This window comes from Ligilactobacillus ubinensis (assembly GCF_024160875.1).
GTDB lineage: Bacteria > Bacillota > Bacilli > Lactobacillales > Lactobacillaceae > Ligilactobacillus > Ligilactobacillus ubinensis.
Genome location: NZ_JAIULA010000008.1, coordinates 1 through 19,667, shown reverse-complemented (window position 1 = coordinate 19,667; position 19,667 = coordinate 1). Strand labels below are relative to the sequence as shown.

Sequence of the window (19,667 nt, the reverse complement as noted above, 5' to 3'; positions counted from 1 at the left end):
AGGAGAGATGGATGCCAGAATTACCAGAAGTAGAGACAGTTAGAAGAGGATTGCAAAGTCAGGTTTTGAAAGCTAAGGTTGCCCAGATAGATGTGCTTTATTCTAAAATGATTACGGGAAACGTAGATGAGTTTGTAAAAAAACTTAAAGGATGTAGGATTGAAGCAATTGATAGACGTGGTAAATATTTACTGATACGATTCTCACAGGGGTTAACGGTTATTTCCCATTTAAGAATGGAAGGTAAATATTTTGTGGAGAAAAGGGAGAAACCAGTTGAAAAACATACGCATATTATTTTCGAACTGACAGATGGACGCCAGTTACGCTATAATGATGTTCGTAAATTTGGTAGAATGCAACTTATAAAGACAGGGACAGAAGATATGGTTCCTTCAATTAAAAAATTAGGACCTGAACCAACGGCAGATAAATTTGATAAACAATTATTTTATACAGATTTAATGAAAAGAAAAAAAGCGATTAAAACAGCTTTATTAGATCAAACGTTGGTTGCAGGAATTGGAAATATCTATGCAGACGAAATATTATGGCTAAGTAAAGTCAATCCGCAAACACCATGTAATCATCTAACAAAAAAAGAGACAACATTAATCAGAGAAAAGACAATTGAAGAATTGGCTGCTGCAGTTGAGGCAGGGGGGACAACCATTCGTTCCTATATCGATGCATTTCAACATAGTGGTTCATTTCAATTTAATTTACATGTTTATGGTAAAAAAGGGCAGCCATGTGAACGGTGTCAAACGCCAATTGAAAAAATTGTAGTTGGGCAAAGAGGGACTCATTTTTGCCCTAATTGTCAGAAGGTGAAGTAAATTGACATTTATTCTTGGACTAACTGGTGGAATTGCTAGTGGTAAATCCACAGTTAGTCATTATTTAAATGAACTAGGGGCTGGAGTAGTTGATGCAGATAAGGTTGCTAGGATGGTAGTAGAACCTGATACACCAGGACTAGCAAAAATTGTATCTTACTTTGGCACAAGTATTCTTAATAAAGATGGAAGTTTAAATCGCAAAAAACTCGGTGAATTAGTTTTTTCAGATGCTAAAAAGTTAGATAACCTAATGCAAATTACAGGCCCATTAATAAGAGACGAGATTTCAAATCAAGTAGAGCAGTTTAAAAAAAGTAAGGTAAAGTTAATTGTATTAGATATACCATTGTTATTTGAAGGGAAATATGATGATTATTGTGATGCTGTAATGGTAGTAAATATTCCGTCAGAAGTGCAAATAAAACGGATAATCCAAAGAGATAAGATAACACTTGCTCAGGCAAAACAGCGCATTAATAGTCAATTGGATGCAAGTGAGCGTTGTAAATTGGCTACGGTAGTTATAGATAATTCGAAAGCGGTTGAAGATACCCAGCAACAAGTGCTAAAATGGCTAAAGATGAATGATTTAGATAATTTGTAAAAAGCATAAAAAAGTACTGAGGTGAAAAAAATGAAATGTCCCCAGTGTCATAAAAATAGTTCACGTGTTGTGGATAGTCGTCCTGCCGATAATGGACATGTAATTAGAAGACGACGTGAATGTGAGAATTGTGGGTATCGCTTTACTACATTTGAAAGAGTTGAAGAAATTCCTTTATTAGTAATTAAGAAAAATGGGAATCGTGAAGAGTTTAATCGAGATAAGATCTTACGCGGAATAATGCGGGCTGCTGAAAAACGTCCAGTTGGAATGGATAAGATTACAGAAATCGTTGATAAAGTTGAAAGTAAAGTACGCGCAGTTGGCGGAAATGAAATTTCTAGTCAAGCTATAGGACAATATATTATGGATATTTTAGTCGATGTTGATGATGTAACTTATATTCGCTTTGCAAGTGTTTATCGTCAATTTAAGGATATGCGGGCTTTTGCACAAGAATTGAATGATTTGATGAAAAGAGGACATAAACAAGACTAATTGCTAGAATTGAATTGATCCAAATAGAAAAAAGGTGATATGACGAATGATTAGAGGCGATATATCTACACAAGAAGAAGGCTGGAAAGATTTAAATATTCAAGATGGGTATATCATCACTGCTGACACAAGAGTTACTAGTTCAGATATAGCAATGGCTTTGCAGCTATACCAACCATTAGCAGGGGTTGATGCGTTTGGAATATATGCATTTTTTTCTGAAAATGTTGACTACCAACCATTGTTGTCGAAAAGAAAAATGCATAGAAATCTATTAACGAATCTTAACTTGGATATTAGATCATTTTATACATTGAGAATAAGATTGGAAGCATTAGGTTTATTAAGAACTTTTTTTCAAAGTGATTCTCTAGGAAAAATATATATTTATGAAATACAAAAACCTCAAATGGGAACAGCTTTTTTTGCAGATGACTTATTGAGTGCACTTTTACTTGAAAATGTAGGTCAGTGGCGATTTGATCAGTTAAAGAAAAAATTTTGTCCCCCTAAACTAATGCATCAAAAGGCAAATGAGATAACAAAGAATCTGTTAGATGTCTATAATTTACAACGTGATTTGCTATTTCGCGATAAAAAGCAACTTTTAATTCAAGAAGATGAGCAAAATGAATTAGCCGAAAGCCTCAATACAGATTTAGATAAATCTTTCTTACAGCAATTGTTAGCTAAATCTTTTGTAGATGCAAAAGTAATAGTAGATAACTATAATGCATTGAAAACAGTACACATATTGTATGGGTTTGACGAACTTCAAATTGTAAATCTTTTAGAAAATGCAATGAATGTTACACAAAATAAAGTTGATTTCAACGAATTTAAAAAATTAGCCCATAAAAGATTTGAACAACTACATGGTGTAAGCAACCAAGCTGGTCTTATAGAAAAAAATACGCAGCTAAAAGCAAGTAAGATGGTTGATAAAAATAGTAATCTAAGTGCAGCAGATATGCAGTTAGTTAAGGCTTGTGAGGCTTATTTACCATTAGAATTTTTAGAGAAAATAAAGGCAGATTTACACACTTTTCCAACGGCTACAGAAAAAAATTTGGTCAGAAACTTAGTTAAAAGACAGGTTTTACCAAATGCCGTTATTAACGTCTTAATTCACTATTTATTATCTGATCAAGATAAAGCTTATTTTGGACTCTCCTTTGAAAATACAGCAGCTGATTGGGTGAAGAAAAAAGTAATGACACCTCAGGCTGCAATAAAGCAAGTACGTCAGTTTTATCAACAAAAAGCTAAGCGGTCCAGAAAAATGAACACAAATTATCGAAAACAGCGGCCAATTGTTCAAAAAGAAACATTGCCTAAGTGGGCAACTTCAGAATATGTTAGTGAAGAAAAACCGCTAGATGAAAATAAGAGTATCCGGATTGCTGAGTTATTAAACAAAATAAATGATCCTAATAAATAGTTAAGGTAGGTGAAAAATATGGAAAATCTAGGTGAGGAACTTAAACGTAAGATGCAAAAAGAAAATCTACTTCCTAAATATAATCAGTTGATTGAAAAGATAAAGCAAGATCCTGACGTAATTATGTTCTTAAAGCAACATAGTCATGAATTAAATCAAGCAGATATTGAGAGAGGTATAAGCAAATTATACGAATACGTTAAAAACAAAGAAAACATTAAAAATGGCAACGAAATTGCAATGCCTGGTTATTCTCCTGATTTAATTGTTAGTGGACATAGAATTGAAGTTGTTTATATTCCAACGCCTGAATTGCAGGCTAGACAGAAAAAACGCGAATTACAATCACGAGTAAAGTCTGTCAATATGCCTAAGAGTATCAGGATAGCACAAATTGAAGATTATGATCAGGATAAACGTCAAGATGTACTAGAAGCAGCATTACTCTTTATTGCTAACTACGAAAGTAACAATCAGATTTTTCATAAGGGAATGTATCTAGAGGGAAATTTTGGTGTTGGCAAAACATTCCTGTTAGCTGCTATTGCTAATAAGCTGGCTGAAAAAGGATTTGAAACAACACTTGTCCATTTTCCATCATTTGCAGTAGAAGTAAAGAATTCGATTGGTAAAAACAACACTAGTGATATTGTTGATGAAATAAAAAGAGCACCAATTTTAATGCTAGACGATATTGGTGCAGATCAATTGAGTTCGTGGTTGAGAGATGATATTTTAGGAGTTATTTTGCAATATCGAATGCAAGAAGAGCTACCAACTTTTTTTAGTTCGAATCTATCAATGCAACAGCTTGAAACAGAGTATCTGACGATTAATAATCGGGGTGAGGCAGAACCTTTAAAGGCTAAACGATTAATGGAACGGATACGTTTTTTAGCTACTGAGTATGAAATAACTGGAAGAAATCGGCGTTTAAAGTAAATTAGCACTTGCATTTTTAAGAGCTTAGTGCTTAAATTAAGATAAATCGTGTAAGAGATATTAATTGTTGTTCAGGGAGAAAGGTCATGACTGGAAGCTTTTCAGTAACAATTAGCCACTTTTACGTTAAGAGCCTAGTGCAAAGTTAGGTCGGGTCGTACCCGTTAATAACGTATTTGAGGAGGTTAGACATAGTTTAACCTTAAAGTTCGGGTGGAACCACGTTAATAACGTCCCTAATATCTAGATAGATATTAGGGATTTTTTATTATCTGCAATTATTTTAGGAGGATTGAGTAGAATGTCAAAAATTAATATCACATTTCCTGATGGTGCAATTAAGGAATATGAACAAGGAATTACAACAAGAAAGCTAGCAGAGTCGATAAGCACAAGCTTAGCCAAAAAAGCTGTTGCTGGTAAGTTTAATGGAGAACTAATTGATTATGATCAAGTATTAAATAGCGATGGGAGTATTGAAATAATTACAAAGGACTCGGAAGATGGGTTAATTGTTTTATGGAATACAGCAGCTCAGATTTTAGCTAATGCTCTATCAGATTTATATCCAGAAATGAAATTTGGTCAAGGTCAAGCTACGGAACATGGTTTTTATTTTGATACAGATAATCAAGCGGGCCAAGTTGGTGAAGCCGATTTTGAAAAAATTACTGCTAAAATGAATAAAATTATTAAACAAAATTTGAAAATTGAAAAAGTTAGCTACTCTAAAGATGAAGCATTAGCTTTAGTTGCTAATGACCCATATCAAAAAGAGTTAGTAAATGATTTAGCTTCTGCAAATTCAGGTCAAGTTTTTGCACATAAGCAAGGAGAATTTTTAGATTTCTCAAATAATGTTGTATTGCCTTCAACAGGTGCAGTTAAAGTATTTAAAATTTTATCAGTTGCTGGAGCATATTGGAAAGGCGCATCAAGCAACCCAATGTTACAAAGAGTTTATGGAACAGCTTTTTATAAGCAAAAAGATTTGGATGTTGAGTTAGTTAGACGTGAAGAAGCACATGAACGTGATCATCGTGTAATTGGAAATAAATTAGATTTATTTTTTGTGGATCCTAAAGTTGGGGCAGGATTGCCATATTGGATGCCAAACGGTGCAACAATTCGTCGTACTATAGAACGTTATATTATAGATAAGGAAGTTGGCGATGGGTATGAACATGTATACACTCCTGTTTTAGCCAATCTAGACTTATATAAGCAGTCTGGGCACTGGGATCATTATCGTGAAGATATGTTTCCACCAATGGATATGGGTGATGGTGAAATGTTGGAATTACGTCCAATGAATTGCCCTTCACATATCCAAGTGTATAACCACCATAAACGTTCATATCGTGATTTACCATTACGAATTGCTGAATTAGGAATGATGCATCGTTATGAAAAATCTGGAGCCTTAACAGGTTTATCTCGTGTTCGTGAAATGACATTAAATGATGGTCATACATTTGTAGCACCCGATCAAATTGAAGAAGAATTTAAGAAGATTTTACAATTGATGGTTGAAGTCTACAATGATTTTGACGTTACAGATTATCGTTTCCGTTTAAGCTATCGTGATCCTAAGAATACTGAGAAATATTTTGATGATAATGAAATGTGGGAAAAATCACAAAAAATGTTAAAAGCAGCTATGGATGATTTGAATTTGGAATATTTTGAAGCTGAAGGAGAAGCTGCTTTCTATGGTCCAAAACTTGATGTCCAAACTAAGACAGCATTAGGTGGAGAAGAAACATTATCAACCATTCAATTAGATTTTCTTTTACCACAACGTTTTGATTTGAAATATGTAGGAGCTGATGGTCAAGAACATCGTCCAGTTATGATTCATCGTGGAATAATTTCAACAATGGAACGTTTTACTGCTTATTTGACAGAAATGTATAAAGGGGCTTTTCCTACTTGGTTAGCACCTAAGCAAATCGAAATTATTCCTGTTAAAAATGATTTACATTTTGATTATGCAGCTAAATTAAAAAACAAATTAAGTGCACATCATATTCGAGTTTCGATTGATGATCGTAATGAAAAAATGGGATATAAGATTCGCCAAGCTCAAGTTAACAAGGTTCCATATACATTAGTTGTAGGAGATAGCGAAACGGCAAATAATACCGTAACTGTACGGCAATACGGTCAAGAAGATACTAAAGAAATGAGCCAAGCTGATTTTATAGCGATGTTTAGTAAGGATATCGAATCATATAGTCGTCAAGAAACAAAATAAATTATTTTCTTGACAAGAAACATTAATATTGTTACCATAATAGAGTTGAGAAAAAAGCAGAAGCTCCCGCTTCTCGCCTAAGGGATAATCAAGTTCCGGGGCAAGATAATGAAATTAATTCCGATAAAAACGGATTAGTGCGGGCGTTTAGCATTTTTGCTAGAGCGTCCGTTTTTTCTGCATTTTCTCTGAAATTATTTGGAGGTGAAACGCCATAGCAGTTGATAAAATGGTAAACGACGGCATTCGTGCTCGTGAATTGCGTCTAATAGCAGGTGATGGTTCCCAACTTGGGGTAAAAACCAAGCAAGAGGCTTTGCAATTAGCAGAGCAAGATAATCTTGACCTTGTTTTAGTTGCGCCTAAAGCGAAACCACCTGTTGCCAAGATCATGGATTATGGGAAGTATCGTTTTGAGTTGCAGAAAAAGCAGCGTGAAGCTCGTAAGAAGCAAAAAGTGGTAAACGTTAAAGAAGTTCGTTTAAGCCCAACGATTGACACAAATGACTTCAATACAAAGATAAAGAATGCTCAAAAGTTTCTGACTAAAGGAGACAAGGTCAAAGTCTCGATTCGTTTCAAGGGTCGTGCAATCACGCATAAAGAAATTGGCCGTGACGTTCTTAATCGGTTTGCAGATGAGATAAAAGAAGTTGCTGTTGTCGAATCTAAACCAAAAATGGATGGTCGAAGCATGTTCCTAATGCTCGCACCAAAAGCTGAGAATTAATCAGCTTAAAATATCTAGGAGGAAGATTGTATCATGCCAAAACAAAAAACACACCGCGCATCAGCAAAACGTTTCAAGCGTACAGGAAATGGTGGATTAAAGCGTTCAAATGCTTATACATCACACCGCTTCCACGGTAAGACAAAGAAGCAACGTCGCCAATTACGTAAGGCATCAATGGTATCTGCTTCAGATATGAAACGTATCAAGCAAATGCTTTCTCAAATGAAGTAATAAATTCATTTTCGTTTGAAATATTGCTACCATTTGATAGTAATGCACGGTTAAGTATAAATAGTCTGTTGATAGACTACCACAGACATACGAAAGATGTCTGCTTGGATATTAAGGAGGAATTCACATGCCACGTGTTAAAGGTGGATCAGTTACGCGTCAACGTCGTAAACGCATGTTAAAATTAGCTAAAGGTTATCGCGGTTCAAAGCATATTCAATTTAAGGTTGCTAAGCAACAAGTTATGAAATCATATCAATATGCTTTCCGTGATCGTAGAAAAACAAAATCCAATTTCCGCAAATTATGGATTGCTCGTATTAATGCAGCAGCTCGTATAAATGATATTAGCTATAGTAAATTAATGCACGGTTTAAAATTAGCAGAAATTGATGTTAACCGTAAAATGTTAGCTGATCTTGCTGTTAATGATGCAGCTGCTTTTTCAGCAATTGTTGATGCAGCTAAAAAGGCTTTGGCCAATTAATTAGTTCATACATGTAGAAGACTAGGAAATTAGTTCCTAGTCTTTTATTTTTGGTAATATTTGCTATGAAAAAACAGCATTGTAGGATGATGACGTAAATATTTATTCTAATGTTTGCGTATTGGTTGAAAGATATCTTATAATGAATACTATAGTAAAATTTTTGAGAAGGGAAGCTATTTTATCTTTGGAATAGCAAGTATGATAGATGTTTAACAGATTTAAACCAACTTGGATGATTGAGTCAATATACGATTTAACTGCAGAAGATATTCAGGCTCAGGGGATTAAAATAATTTTAACAGATTTAGACAATACTTTGATTGCTTGGAATAATCCTAATGGGACACCAAAATTACGAGAATGGCTTAAAAAAATGAACGAGGCGCATATTCCGGTAGTAGTAGTTTCAAATAACAATCATCGAAGAGTAAAAAAAGCGTTGCGAACTTTTAATTTACCTTTTGTATCTAGAGCAATGAAGCCTTTTGTGCGAGGAATAAATACTGCTAAGCGTCGATTTGAATTGAAGGAAAGTGAAATCGTCTTAGTGGGAGATCAGCTAATAACTGATATTGCAGCGGCTAATAATGCAAATATTCGAAGTATTTTAGTTAAACCATTGGTCGAATCTGATGCATGGAATACTAGAATTAATCGATTTTTTGAAAAAATTATTAAACAAAAGTTGATTAAACAAAACGATTTAAAGGCAAAATGGGGGCATTCGCTAGATGACTGAAATTGAACAAGAATTATATTGTATTGGTTGTGGTGCTAAAATACAGACGACTGTTAAATCAGAATTGGGTTATATACCTGAATCAGCGCTACAAGCTAGTTTAGAAAATGATGCACTGTATTGTCAACGTTGTTTTAGGTTACGTCACTATAATGAAATTGCTGATGTTAAATTAAGTGATGATGATTTTTTGGCATTACTAAATAAGATAGGTACGTCAGATGCTTTGATTGTGAATGTAATTGATATTTTTGATTTTAATGGCTCAATAATTCCTGGATTACACCGTTTTGTTGGTAACAATCCAGTTTTATTAGTCGGTAATAAAGAAGATTTATTGCCAAAGTCATTGCGGCGTTCTAAGTTAAAAGAATGGATGCGTCAAGAGGCTAATGCACAAGGATTACGACCAATAGATGTAATTTTAACTAGTGCAAAGAAAAACAACGCTATTGATGAATTATTGCAATTAATTGATAAATATCGCAAAAATCGTGATGTCTATGTTGTTGGTGTGACAAATGTGGGTAAATCGACTCTAATTAATCAAATTATTAAACAAAAAACAGGAATTAAAGAATTAATAACAACTTCACGTTTTCCTGGAACTACGTTGGATCGAATTGAAATTCCACTTGATGATGGACATGATATGATTGATACACCAGGGATTATTCATAGAAATCAAATGGCGCATTACTTATCAGGAAAAACATTAAAACTTGCGACCCCGCAAAAAGAAATACGCCCTAAGGTTTATCAATTGAATGAAGGACAAACGCTTTTTTTAGGTGCGTTAGCTCGTTTTGATTATCTTAGTGGAGAAAGGCAAGGTTTTGTTGCCTATTTAGATAACAATTTGTTAATACATCGTACAAAAACAGAAAATGCAGATAGTTTTTATGAAAAACATGCAGGTGAATTATTAAGCCCACCTACTAAAAAGGAAATGGCAAATTTTCCAGAACTTGTTCGTTTTGAGTTTAAAACAAAAGAAAAAAGTGATCTTGTATTTGCTGGTTTAGGGTGGATTTCAGTTAAAAGTAATTCTTATATAGCTGGTTGGGCTCCCAAAGGAGTTTCAGTGATATTACGTAAAGCAATGGTTTAAGAAAGGAAATTATGGATAATACAAAAACATTACGAGGAAAACAGAAAAGATATTTGCGTGCCCAAGCGCATGGAATGCGACCAATTTTTCAAGTTGGTAAAGAGGGGGTAAGTAGCGAATGGTTAACTCAAATTAAAATTGCTATTGAAAAACGCGAACTTTTGAAGATAAATATTTTACAAAATGCGAGTGTTGAGCCTGAGGAAGTTACAGAGTATATTGAAACTAATAGTCAAATTAAAGTGGTTCAAAAAATTGGCCATGTTTTAGTTTTATATTGTCCTGCTAAAGTGAAAGAAAATCGCAACATTTCACTTGAAGTAGCTAAGATATAATTGCCTGAGGAGATGAGTATTTGTGGTAGTTAAGGTGACCAAAATCCCCGCAACACAAGTTTTAACAAAGGTCGATTATCTTGGTAAGAAAAGGCGTATTGGATTATTAGGTGGTACATTTAATCCACCTCATTTAGGACATTCAATTATTGCTGATCAAGTTCTTAGTCAACTTGGATTGGATGAAGTTTTGTTTATGCCGGATAATTTACCACCACACATTGACAGCAAAGAAACAATTGCCGCCGAAAAGAGACTAAAGATGGTAGAGTTAAGTATTGCTGATAATCCAAACTTTGGAATTGAAGATATTGAATTAAAACGTGGTGGAATAAGCTATACGTATGATACGATTAAACAGTTAACAATCATGCACCCAGAAAACGAGTATTATTTCATTATAGGTGGTGATATGGTTGACTATTTACCTAAGTGGAATCGAATTGATGACTTGATAAAGATGGTAAAGTTTATTGGAGTGCAACGAAAGGGATTTGAACAAAAAAGTAAGTATCCTTTGATGTGGGTTGACGTGCCAATGATAGGTGTTAGCTCATCTTTGATTAGAGAAAAGATTAGTCAGCGTTGTTCAATCAGATATTTAGTAAAGAAAGAAGTAGCAGATTATATTGAAAAAGAGGGTCTCTACAAATGACTGAAATTAAATATACACATGACTATTTCCCCGGAAACAATCGTGAAGAATTAATCAGAAAAATTAAAAACAGCCTGAGCGATTTTAGATTTAAGCATGTTTTAGGTGTAGAAAAGACTGCAATTAAATTGGCACAGCAAAATGACTATAATTGTGAAAAAGCAAGTATTGCAGGCTTAGTTCATGATTACGCTAAAGAAAGAAGTGCAGAGGAATTTAAGCAGGTCATTATAAATAATAATTTAGATCGAGATTTGTTAAAATGGAACAACTTTGTCTGGCATGGTGTAGTAGGGGCAGAGATTGTTAAAACAGAATTGGGGATTACTAATGAAGATATTTTGAATGCAATTCGTAATCACACAATCGGAGCGGCACAAATGTCGATGTTAGATAAAATTATCTACGTAGCTGATTTTATTGAACCTGGGCGAAGTTTTCCAGGAGTAGAGCAAGCGCGACAAATAGCTAAAGAAAATTTGGATAAGGCAGTTGCCTTTGAAACCAAACATACACTTGAATATTTAATGAAAGAAAACAAAACAATCTATCCAGCAGCCATATTAACATATAATAGTTATGTTGCAGAAGATAGTAATGGAGGATTTTAATGAATAGTAAAGATTTATTGCAAGTTGTTGTTAATGCAGCTGATAGCAAGCGGGCAGAAGAAATTGTGGCATTGGATATGCAAAAAATTAGTTTATTAGCTGATTATTTTGTTATTATGCAAGCTGATTCTAGTAGACAAGTTAAAGCTATTGCCGATGAAATTGATGCAGAAATGAATAAAGAAGGAGTAACTGCTAAAAATATTGAAGGTAAACATAACTCTGATTGGATTTTACTAGATTTTGGTGATGTAGTTGTCCATGTATTTAAAACAGAGACACGTCAATTTTATAATTTAGAAAAGCTATGGGCGAATGCTCCAATGGTGGACGTTTCAGCATGGGTTAAGTAGATGAATTATACAACATTTGCCCAATTATATGATGAGCTGATGGAACCATCAATGTATGACAAATGGTTAGCGTTTGTTGAAAGACAGGCGATTTCTAAACAGGATACTATTTTAGATTTAGCCTGTGGTACAGGGAGGCTTGCTGTAATGTTAGCACAAGCGCAGTATGACATTGCAGGTGTTGATTTATCTGCTGAAATGTTAGCATTAGCAGATATGCATGCGCGTAAGTCTAGGGTTAATGTTCCCTTCATAGAAGCAAATATGCTTGATTTGCACAATTTAGCTAAGTATGCGACGATAACTTGTTTTGCAGATTCATTATGTTACTTGCAAACGAAAGCAGAACTGCAAAAAACATTTTGTGAAGTTTATCAACATCTATTTGCGGACGGAAAATTCTTATTTGATGTCATTACACCCTATAAAACAGATGAAGTATATCCAGGTTATATGTATAACTACACTGATGAGAAGCAGGCTTTTATTTGGTCTAGTTATGCAGATAACTTACCACATAGTGTAATTCATGATTTAACCTTTTTCATATATGATGAAACAAACAATAAGTATGTACGGTTAAATGAAGAACACCATGAACGTACTTACTCAATGGAAACATATATTGATTTATTGCATATAGCTGGTTTTAAGAAAATTAGCGTTAGTGCAGATTTTGGTCAAAGTCAACCAACGGATAAAACAGAACGATTGTTTTTTGTGTGTGAGAAATAAAGCGTAATTGTAGGTGAATGTGATGGAAGCGGTCGGAATTATTACAGAATACAATCCCTTTCATAATGGTCATTTGTATCAGATTAAACAGATAAAAAGTTTTTTTCCAGAAAAATGTATTGTTGTAGTAATGAGTGGAAATTTCTTACAGCGCGGTGAGCCTGCTTGTATGGATAAATGGATAAGGGCAAAGCAAGCACTTCAAAATGGAGTTGATCTTGTTATTGAATTACCAGTAACAGCATGTGTACAGCCGGCTGATCGTTTTGCGTACAATGGAATTGAAATTTTAAAGGCTTTAGGTGTCTCTAAGTTAGTCTTTGGTGCAGAGCATGCTAACTATGATTTTAAAGCATTTGCACGCCAAGTTGATGGAGTTAAAGGAAACTTTAAAAAATATGATGAGGCGTATGCAGCGACTTTTCAACAGGCAGTGACAGCCAAAATAGGATATGATGTTTCTAAGCCAAATGATTTATTAGGCCTTGCCTACGCAAAAGCAAATTTTGATTTAGGTGAAGCGATTGAGCTAATTCCAGTACAACGAATACAAGCAAATTATCATGATCAGAAACTAGATTCAACCCAGACAATTGCTAGTGCATCTGCAATTCGAAAGAATTATGCACAAGGCAATGTACAAGTTTTGAAAAGTTATGTCCCCGAAATTACTTTTAATGATGTAATCCAAAATAAGTTAGTCGATTGGGATGATTTTTGGCCCTTATTGAGATATAAGATTTTAACAACCTCTCCTAAGGATTTGCAATATATTTATGGAATGGCGGAAGGAATAGAATATCGATTGCAACAGCAATTGGAGCAATTGCCAGTAACTGCATCATTTGATGAGTGGATGCACACTGTAAAAACAAAACGTTTCACGTATACTAGACTTGCTCGTTTGGCAATTACGATTTTACTAAATCTGAAACAAAATGACATAAATACGTGGAACAATTCACCGTATATCCGTTTATTAGGTTTTACAAGTCGTGGAAAAAAGTACTTAAATCAGGTGAAAAAGGACCCTGTATTTCCAATTATTACAAAAGTTAGCAAAAAAAGTAAGAATACAATCCTTAAAGCTGACTATCGAGCAGGAAAAGTTTATCAATTAATAACGGGTGAAGAACAGGACTTAAAAAAAGCGCCAATTCGCAATTTTAAATAGGGTGTCAAGTGAAAAGCATTGACAAAGTATTTATAGACAAGTATAATGAAATTTGTTGCATTGGGAGGAAAAACAGCATGAAATGGTCACTGAATGAATTACGGCAAGTTGGTGGGCAACCAATTGAAGTTGATGAGATATTGCAACTTGAGGATGCGTTAAAAAAACGTCGTCCTGATATAATTGGGGCTTCAAAGGCTCATGTCCATGGATTATTTTCTGTTGATGAATTAGGAGTTTTAGGATATCTTCAAGTGAATATAACGTTGATTTTACCTTCAACACGCTCGCTTGAACCTGTAACTTTAAATCTTGATTTTGATTTAACTGAACACTATATTAGTCATCATGAGCATGATTTGTCATATTTTGAAGATACAGATGTTGTTATTGTATTAAAAAATGATATTTTAGATTTAGATAAAGTGATTGAAGATAATATATTGTTGCAGATTCCTATGCAGGTTTTGACGACAGCGGAGAAACGAGCTGATTTTGAAATGCCAACTGGTAGAGATTGGAACGTTATCAGTGAAAGTCAATTAAAAAAAATCCAAGAAGAAAAAACAGAATTGGATCCAAGGTTTGCTAAACTACAGGATTTTTTTTCGGAGAATTCCGAAGAGTAGTTGCAAAATTATGGAATAACAAGTACAATTCTTCTTGTTAGATTAATTTGAAAAAAATTAAGGAGGTGTCTAGAGATGGCTGTACCAGCACGTAAAACATCAAAGACACGTAAAAGATTACGTCGTACACATTATAAAATCACAGCTCCTGGCATAAGTGCATGTCCAAACTGTGGTGAATTACGTAAATCACATCATGTTTGCTCAAATTGTGGTTACTACGGTGACAAAGAAGTTGTTAAAGTAGCTAAATAATTAAACGGAACAATTTTCACTAGCCTAAGAGGGTATGTTGTGAAAATTGTTTTTTTTAATACAAATACAGTGAGTTATACATATAGATGAAAATTAAAAAAGACAATATTGGTAATGCGATAGAGTCGTATGTTAAAATAAAAATAATTAATTTATGAGGGAGCGTAATTTTATGCAAGTGCATAATGTAGAGTTAACAATTAGCGCAGTAAGGCCGGAGCAATATCCAGATAAGTACTATCCCGAAATTGCTTTATCTGGGCGTTCAAATGTTGGAAAATCTTCGCTGATTAATGTTCTTATTAATCGAAGAAAATATGCTCGAACATCTAGTCAACCAGGAAAGACACAAACTTTAAATTTTTACAATATTGAAGAACAGTTATATTTTGTTGATGTGCCTGGTTATGGTTATGCGAAAGTTTCACAAAAGGAACGCGAAAAATGGGGTAGAATGCTTGAAACATATTTTGCACAGCGAAAGGAATTACGCGGAGTTATATCTTTAGTTGACGCTCGGCATGAACCTTCAGAATTGGATAAGCAAATGATTGAGTTTCTTCATTACTATGACTTACCTATTTTAGTAGTGGGCACTAAGATTGATAAAATTCCACGGAGCAAACGTAATAAGGCAGAGAGTATAATTCGTAAAACATTACAATTGAATAAAAATGACGGATTAGTATTATTTTCTGCATTAGATAAAACTGGTAAAGATTCGATTTGGAATTGGATTGAAGAAAAAGCAAATATTCGTGATGGGAGAAAATAAGATATGGAATTTAATGAATACCAAGAAAAAGCTAATCGGACTTTATATGGCAATGAGCAAGTATTAACTAATTGTGCTTTAGGTTTAGCAGGCGAGGCAGGACAACTTATTTATTTAATCAAGGATTACACTTTTAAAGGAAAAGATTTAGATAAAGAGAAAATGATTCATGAAATGGGAGATGTTTTATGGTATCTATCCCAAATTTCTGAATGGGCCAATATTCCATTTGATGAAGTTGCAAAAAATAATATTGAGACGTTAAATAAGCGGTATCCAGATGGTTATGCTTCGAATCAGTAAAATAAAAAAGAATGAAATAAATTTTCATTCTTTTTTTATTTAATCTAAATTAACCTTTCAGTTTCTAAAATAAAAATCACCAATTTAACAGGTGATTACATTTTATAATATATCTACTTACTATTTTTATTATTTGGACTAGTAGGTTTTTGTTCTGTTTTATCAGATTCGTTCTCTTTTTTCTTTGCAGGTTCAATGGGATCAATTGCAAATTTATTAAACAATGATTCTAAATCGACTTGTCGATTAATTTTTAAACTCATAAAAAAATACACCTCACATTTTTTCTTAGAATAACAGTTTTTATAGAATAATTCAACAAATTAAAATTAATATAGTAAAAACATTATATTGTGTATAATAGTAAATAATATTCATTTTTATCTTATTTATTGTATAAATAACCAAAATGTAGTATACTAATGCTATCGATTAGGTTAATAAAAAGGAAGTAGAATGAATATGAATATTTTGAAAAAAATGACAGCATTGCTTATGCTTGCATTGGCAATCTTATTTTTTGCACCATTTATGCAGACAAAAGCTGTTGCATCTGAAAGCTCAAGCAGTAGTTCTTCGGTGTCCAGTACAACGGATAGCTCGCTTTCTGATGTTAAGAAAAAAGGGACATTAGTCGTTGGATTGAGTGCAGATTATCCACCTTATGAATTTACAGCAAAGGTCAACGGTGAAACAAAGTACGTCGGAATTGATATTGAAATAGCAAGGAAATTCGCAAAGGATCTTGGAGTTAAGCTAGTAATAAAGAATATGGATTTTGATTCATTACTTGTTGCATTAGAAACTCATAAAGTTGATACTGTAATTTCAGCGATGAATCCAACTTCTGAGAGAAGGAAAAGTGTTGATTTTTCGAATATTTACTATACAGGTGGTAAATACATAGTAATTAATAAGAAAGATAAAGCAAAGTATAAAAATAAAGACAGTTTTGAAAATAAAACAATTGGTGCACAGACTGGTTCGTTAGAATATAACTTGGTTCAAAAGCAAATGAAAGGGGCAAGTGTTAAGGGATTAGCAAAATTAAACAACTTAATAATTGCACTGCAATCAGGCAAAGTAGCAGGTGTTTTAATGGAAGAGGCGACAGCTAAGGCATATGTAAGTAACAATAGTAACTTATATGCTTTTAATGCCAAGATGAATGTAGACACTAATGAGACAGGTGCTGCAATGGCCTTTTCAAAAGGTTCAACGACATTAGTTAATGCTGCAAATAAAACAATTAGTAAATTAAAAAAAGAAAATGTAATTAATAAAAAGTATGTCCCAAATGCGGCAAAATATATGAAGTCAACAAGTAAAAATAATACTATGATAAGTTATTGGACATATTTTGCTAAGGGATTAGAGTATACATTAATTATAACTGTGATTTCTGTTTTCTTTGGTTTTCTGTTGGGAATCATCCTTGCTTTGATGAGGATATCGAATGCAAAAATATTACATACTTTAGCAGTTATGTATATAGAATTTATTCGAGGTACACCTTTAATGGTTCAGGTTATGTTTGTATATTTTGGTATTGGAGCACTTATTCAATCATTACCTGCGTTAGCGGCTGGTATTATTGCGGTTTCATTAAATTCAGCTGCCTATGTTGCGGAAGTAATTAGATCTGGAATTGAATCAATAGCAACAGGTCAAACAGAGGCCGCAAGAAGTTTGGGAATGAATCAAAAACAAACTTACCGCTATGTGGTGATTCCACAGGCTATAAAAAATATTTGGCCAGCTTTAGGTAATGAATTTATTACTTTGATTAAGGAAAGTTCGATTGTTTCTGTAATAGGTGTTGGTGATTTGATGTATCAAACGCAATTAGTCCAATCTGCAACATATAAAGGTGTATTACCATTATTTATTACTATGATGATCTATTTCATTGTTACTTTCACATTATCCAAGTTTTTAAATTACTTTGAAGGGAAGATGAAACATGAACAGTAAGATGATTGAAGTAGTTAATTTGAAAAAAAGTTATGGTTCTAATACAGTTTTAAAAGATATTTCAGAAGTGGTTGAAAAGGGTCAAGTTATTTGTATTATTGGACCATCAGGTTCAGGTAAAAGCACTTTTTTACGTTGTTTAAATGTTTTAGAGCAGCCAAGTGATGGAAAAGTTTATTTTGAAGGCAATGAGTTAACAAATATTTCTGAGAATGAACTCAATATATTACGCGAAAAAATGGGAATGGTTTTTCAAGGCTTTAACTTGTTTCCAAATATGAATGTCTTAGAAAATGTAAAATTAGCTCCAATGAAAGTGAAAAATAAAACAGTAGCTGAAGCTGAAAAAATGGCTACAGGACTATTAGAAAAAGTTGGACTTGCCGATAAAGCAAAACAATTTCCATCAAGTCTTTCGGGAGGACAACAACAAAGAGTTGCTATTGCACGTGCTTTAGCAATGGATCCGGAGGTAATGCTTTTTGACGAACCGACAAGTGCACTTGATCCAGAAATGGTTGGAGAGGTGTTAAAAGTAATGCGAAATTTAGCGGATTCAGGGATGACAATGATTGTTGTAACTCATGAAATGGGTTTTGCAAAAGAAGTAGCAGATCAAGTTTGGTTTATGGCAGATGGCTATATTCAAGAAATAGGAACACCAGAGGAATTTTTTAAAGAACCTAAAACAAATAGGGCAAAAGAATTTCTGGATAAAATTTTATAAAGTGAATTATTAAAATAACTTGACTAATGATACTAATCATGTTTTAATATCATTAATATATGGAAAGGAAAATCTAACATGCAAAGGATAATAACAATTCAAAATATTAATCTTTTTTGGAGCTATGCTTATTTTATGTAGTGTCCGTATGAGGCAACATTAGATACGGACATCGCAGTTCGTATCTAAGCAGAGCCAATTTTGAATTGTTTCAGCTAGATACAAGAAAAAGTCTAGCTGAGCTTTTGTGAGAAAGATATTTCCGCAACGGAATTGAAGTGTTACTTCTAGCCAGCTGGACTTTAAAGGAGTCAAGCTGGCTTTTTGTTTAGATTTTTCATTATAAACTGGAGGAATTAACATGGAAGTAATATTAATTGGTTTTATGGGTAGTGGTAAAACAACAGTAAGTAAAATTTTGGCAGAAAAATTAAATAAAACAGTTGTAGATATGGATCAAGCAATTGTTGAAAGTGAAAAACGATCAATTAGTGAAATTTTTGAGGATGAAGGAGAAGAATATTTTCGCAAAATTGAACATGAGATATTATTGAGAGTATTAAGAACACATGATGGTATTCTTGCGACAGGTGGCGGTACACCACTACGTATAGATAATCAACAAATATTAAAAAAATGTGATGTACCGGTTATTTTATTAGAGGCAAGTTCTGAAACAACATACAGTCGAATTAAAGCGGATAGCGGTCGCCCATTAGCTAATGGACTTAGTGCTAAACAATTAGAGTCTGTTAAAAGACAGCGAGTGCAACGCTACAATAGTTGTGCAGATTACAAGATAATAACAGATGATTTAACACCGGAAATGGTAGTTAGTAAGGTGTTGGCCTTTGTTTCTTCATGGAATAGTAAAGTAAAAAAACATAAATGTAGCTAGTATTATTCATATTTATAAATTTAATTGAAAAAAGTGTTGACGTAGCAAAAAAAAAAATGTAAGATAATAAACGTTGATTGAACGAGCAACTACAATGTTTATACAGTGTTAATTAGTTCTTGACGTAGAATATAACATTTGATAAAATGATAAAGTTGCTTATGTTTATAAATTAAATTGATTTTTATTCATTTTTAATTATAAATATGTTGAAATTAATTATAGATTTAGTATAATTAATTCTATGGGTAATTTTTAATGGATTTAAGTTTTACTATAAGTAGATCTTTGAAAACTGAACAAAGTTTTTAGACAAATCAAATGTGTAGGGCTATCTATTCGAAAGAATAGGTAC

25 protein-coding genes and 1 other annotated feature are annotated in these 19,667 nt (G+C 33.3%); of the genes, 24 read left to right on the top strand and 1 reads right to left on the bottom strand.

Annotated elements, in window-relative coordinates; genetic code table 11:
* Nucleotides 1–11: 11 nt before the first annotated feature.
* From mutM to LB941_RS05105, 21 genes are all read left to right on the top strand, one after another.
* Complete coding sequence (gene mutM / locus LB941_RS05205; RefSeq protein WP_253360074.1) at nucleotides 12–839, top strand: DNA-formamidopyrimidine glycosylase; 828 nt, start codon at nucleotides 12–14, stop codon at nucleotides 837–839.
* Nucleotide 840: 1 nt separating this feature from the next.
* On the top strand, nucleotides 841–1,446 hold the full coding sequence (gene coaE, locus LB941_RS05200; RefSeq protein WP_253360073.1) for a dephospho-CoA kinase: 606 nt from the start codon (nucleotides 841–843) through the stop codon (nucleotides 1,444–1,446).
* A 30-nt stretch (nucleotides 1,447–1,476) separates the two neighbouring features.
* On the top strand, nucleotides 1,477–1,944 hold the full coding sequence (nrdR, locus tag LB941_RS05195) for a transcriptional regulator NrdR (RefSeq protein ID WP_253360072.1): 468 nt from the start codon (nucleotides 1,477–1,479) through the stop codon (nucleotides 1,942–1,944).
* 46 nt (nucleotides 1,945–1,990) lie between these two features.
* Nucleotides 1,991–3,385, top strand: coding sequence for a DnaD domain protein (locus tag LB941_RS05190; protein ID WP_253360071.1), 1,395 nt, complete (start codon nucleotides 1,991–1,993; stop codon nucleotides 3,383–3,385).
* 18 nt (nucleotides 3,386–3,403) lie between these two features.
* Nucleotides 3,404–4,327, top strand: a complete 924-nt coding sequence (gene dnaI, locus LB941_RS05185; protein WP_253360070.1) for a primosomal protein DnaI — start codon at nucleotides 3,404–3,406, stop codon at nucleotides 4,325–4,327.
* Between the two features lie 301 nt (nucleotides 4,328–4,628).
* The gene (gene thrS, locus LB941_RS05180) at nucleotides 4,629–6,584 is read left to right on the top strand and encodes a threonine--tRNA ligase (RefSeq protein WP_253360069.1); all 1,956 of its coding nucleotides are present in this window, start codon (nucleotides 4,629–4,631) and stop codon (nucleotides 6,582–6,584) included.
* A 48-nt stretch (nucleotides 6,585–6,632) separates the two neighbouring features.
* Nucleotides 6,633–6,770 (top strand) — a sequence feature (ribosomal protein L20 leader region).
* A 43-nt stretch (nucleotides 6,771–6,813) separates the two neighbouring features.
* Complete coding sequence (infC, locus tag LB941_RS05175) at nucleotides 6,814–7,314, top strand: translation initiation factor IF-3 (RefSeq protein WP_253360068.1); 501 nt, start codon at nucleotides 6,814–6,816, stop codon at nucleotides 7,312–7,314.
* A 33-nt stretch (nucleotides 7,315–7,347) separates the two neighbouring features.
* Nucleotides 7,348–7,548: a 50S ribosomal protein L35 gene (rpmI, locus tag LB941_RS05170; protein WP_003699793.1), complete on the top strand. Its 201-nt coding sequence runs from the start codon at nucleotides 7,348–7,350 to the stop codon at nucleotides 7,546–7,548.
* Nucleotides 7,549–7,675: 127 nt separating this feature from the next.
* Complete coding sequence (gene rplT / locus LB941_RS05165) at nucleotides 7,676–8,035, top strand: 50S ribosomal protein L20 (RefSeq protein WP_253360066.1); 360 nt, start codon at nucleotides 7,676–7,678, stop codon at nucleotides 8,033–8,035.
* A 208-nt stretch (nucleotides 8,036–8,243) separates the two neighbouring features.
* On the top strand, nucleotides 8,244–8,777 hold the full coding sequence (locus LB941_RS05160) for a YqeG family HAD IIIA-type phosphatase (RefSeq protein WP_253360064.1): 534 nt from the start codon (nucleotides 8,244–8,246) through the stop codon (nucleotides 8,775–8,777).
* Nucleotides 8,770–9,888: a ribosome biogenesis GTPase YqeH gene (yqeH, locus tag LB941_RS05155; RefSeq protein ID WP_253360062.1), complete on the top strand. Its 1,119-nt coding sequence runs from the start codon at nucleotides 8,770–8,772 to the stop codon at nucleotides 9,886–9,888. Before LB941_RS05160 ends, yqeH begins: the two co-directional genes overlap by 8 nt.
* A gap of 11 nt (nucleotides 9,889–9,899) precedes the next feature.
* On the top strand, nucleotides 9,900–10,223 hold the full coding sequence (gene yhbY, locus LB941_RS05150; protein WP_253360060.1) for a ribosome assembly RNA-binding protein YhbY: 324 nt from the start codon (nucleotides 9,900–9,902) through the stop codon (nucleotides 10,221–10,223).
* A gap of 34 nt (nucleotides 10,224–10,257) precedes the next feature.
* On the top strand, nucleotides 10,258–10,878 hold the full coding sequence (locus LB941_RS05145; RefSeq protein WP_425270495.1) for a nicotinate-nucleotide adenylyltransferase: 621 nt from the start codon (nucleotides 10,258–10,260) through the stop codon (nucleotides 10,876–10,878).
* The gene (gene yqeK, locus LB941_RS05140; RefSeq protein WP_253360058.1) at nucleotides 10,875–11,489 is read left to right on the top strand and encodes a bis(5'-nucleosyl)-tetraphosphatase (symmetrical) YqeK; all 615 of its coding nucleotides are present in this window, start codon (nucleotides 10,875–10,877) and stop codon (nucleotides 11,487–11,489) included. Before LB941_RS05145 ends, yqeK begins: the two co-directional genes overlap by 4 nt.
* Nucleotides 11,489–11,842: a ribosome silencing factor gene (gene rsfS / locus LB941_RS05135; RefSeq protein WP_253360055.1), complete on the top strand. Its 354-nt coding sequence runs from the start codon at nucleotides 11,489–11,491 to the stop codon at nucleotides 11,840–11,842. Before yqeK ends, rsfS begins: the two co-directional genes overlap by 1 nt.
* Nucleotides 11,843–12,577: a class I SAM-dependent DNA methyltransferase gene (locus LB941_RS05130; RefSeq protein WP_253360053.1), complete on the top strand. Its 735-nt coding sequence runs from the start codon at nucleotides 11,843–11,845 to the stop codon at nucleotides 12,575–12,577.
* Nucleotides 12,578–12,599: 22 nt separating this feature from the next.
* Nucleotides 12,600–13,751 (top strand): nucleotidyltransferase, encoded by a 1,152-nt coding sequence (locus LB941_RS05125; RefSeq protein ID WP_253360051.1) that lies wholly within the window; start codon nucleotides 12,600–12,602, stop codon nucleotides 13,749–13,751.
* 77 nt (nucleotides 13,752–13,828) lie between these two features.
* Complete coding sequence (locus LB941_RS05120) at nucleotides 13,829–14,380, top strand: DUF177 domain-containing protein (RefSeq protein WP_253360049.1); 552 nt, start codon at nucleotides 13,829–13,831, stop codon at nucleotides 14,378–14,380.
* Between the two features lie 75 nt (nucleotides 14,381–14,455).
* Complete coding sequence (rpmF, locus tag LB941_RS05115; protein WP_253360047.1) at nucleotides 14,456–14,635, top strand: 50S ribosomal protein L32; 180 nt, start codon at nucleotides 14,456–14,458, stop codon at nucleotides 14,633–14,635.
* 172 nt (nucleotides 14,636–14,807) lie between these two features.
* Nucleotides 14,808–15,410, top strand: a complete 603-nt coding sequence (gene yihA / locus LB941_RS05110) for a ribosome biogenesis GTP-binding protein YihA/YsxC (RefSeq protein ID WP_253360045.1) — start codon at nucleotides 14,808–14,810, stop codon at nucleotides 15,408–15,410.
* A gap of 3 nt (nucleotides 15,411–15,413) precedes the next feature.
* On the top strand, nucleotides 15,414–15,713 hold the full coding sequence (locus LB941_RS05105) for a nucleoside triphosphate pyrophosphohydrolase family protein (protein WP_253360043.1): 300 nt from the start codon (nucleotides 15,414–15,416) through the stop codon (nucleotides 15,711–15,713).
* A gap of 113 nt (nucleotides 15,714–15,826) precedes the next feature.
* On the opposite strand, the gene LB941_RS05100 is transcribed toward LB941_RS05105, so the two are convergent.
* Nucleotides 15,827–15,976 (bottom strand): SPJ_0845 family protein, encoded by a 150-nt coding sequence (locus LB941_RS05100; protein WP_253360041.1) that lies wholly within the window; start codon nucleotides 15,974–15,976, stop codon nucleotides 15,827–15,829.
* A 199-nt stretch (nucleotides 15,977–16,175) separates the two neighbouring features.
* Between LB941_RS05100 and LB941_RS05095 the strand changes: the two genes are divergently transcribed.
* The 3 genes from LB941_RS05095 to LB941_RS05085 all read left to right on the top strand — a co-directional run bounded on the left by LB941_RS05095 (nucleotide 16,176) and on the right by LB941_RS05085 (nucleotide 19,312).
* Nucleotides 16,176–17,687 (top strand): ABC transporter substrate-binding protein/permease, encoded by a 1,512-nt coding sequence (locus LB941_RS05095; protein ID WP_253360039.1) that lies wholly within the window; start codon nucleotides 16,176–16,178, stop codon nucleotides 17,685–17,687.
* A gap of 1 nt (nucleotide 17,688) precedes the next feature.
* On the top strand, nucleotides 17,689–18,414 hold the full coding sequence (locus tag LB941_RS05090; RefSeq protein ID WP_253360209.1) for an amino acid ABC transporter ATP-binding protein: 726 nt from the start codon (nucleotides 17,689–17,691) through the stop codon (nucleotides 18,412–18,414).
* Nucleotides 18,415–18,775: 361 nt separating this feature from the next.
* Nucleotides 18,776–19,312: a shikimate kinase gene (locus LB941_RS05085; protein ID WP_253360037.1), complete on the top strand. Its 537-nt coding sequence runs from the start codon at nucleotides 18,776–18,778 to the stop codon at nucleotides 19,310–19,312.
* Nucleotides 19,313–19,667 lie beyond the last annotated feature (355 nt).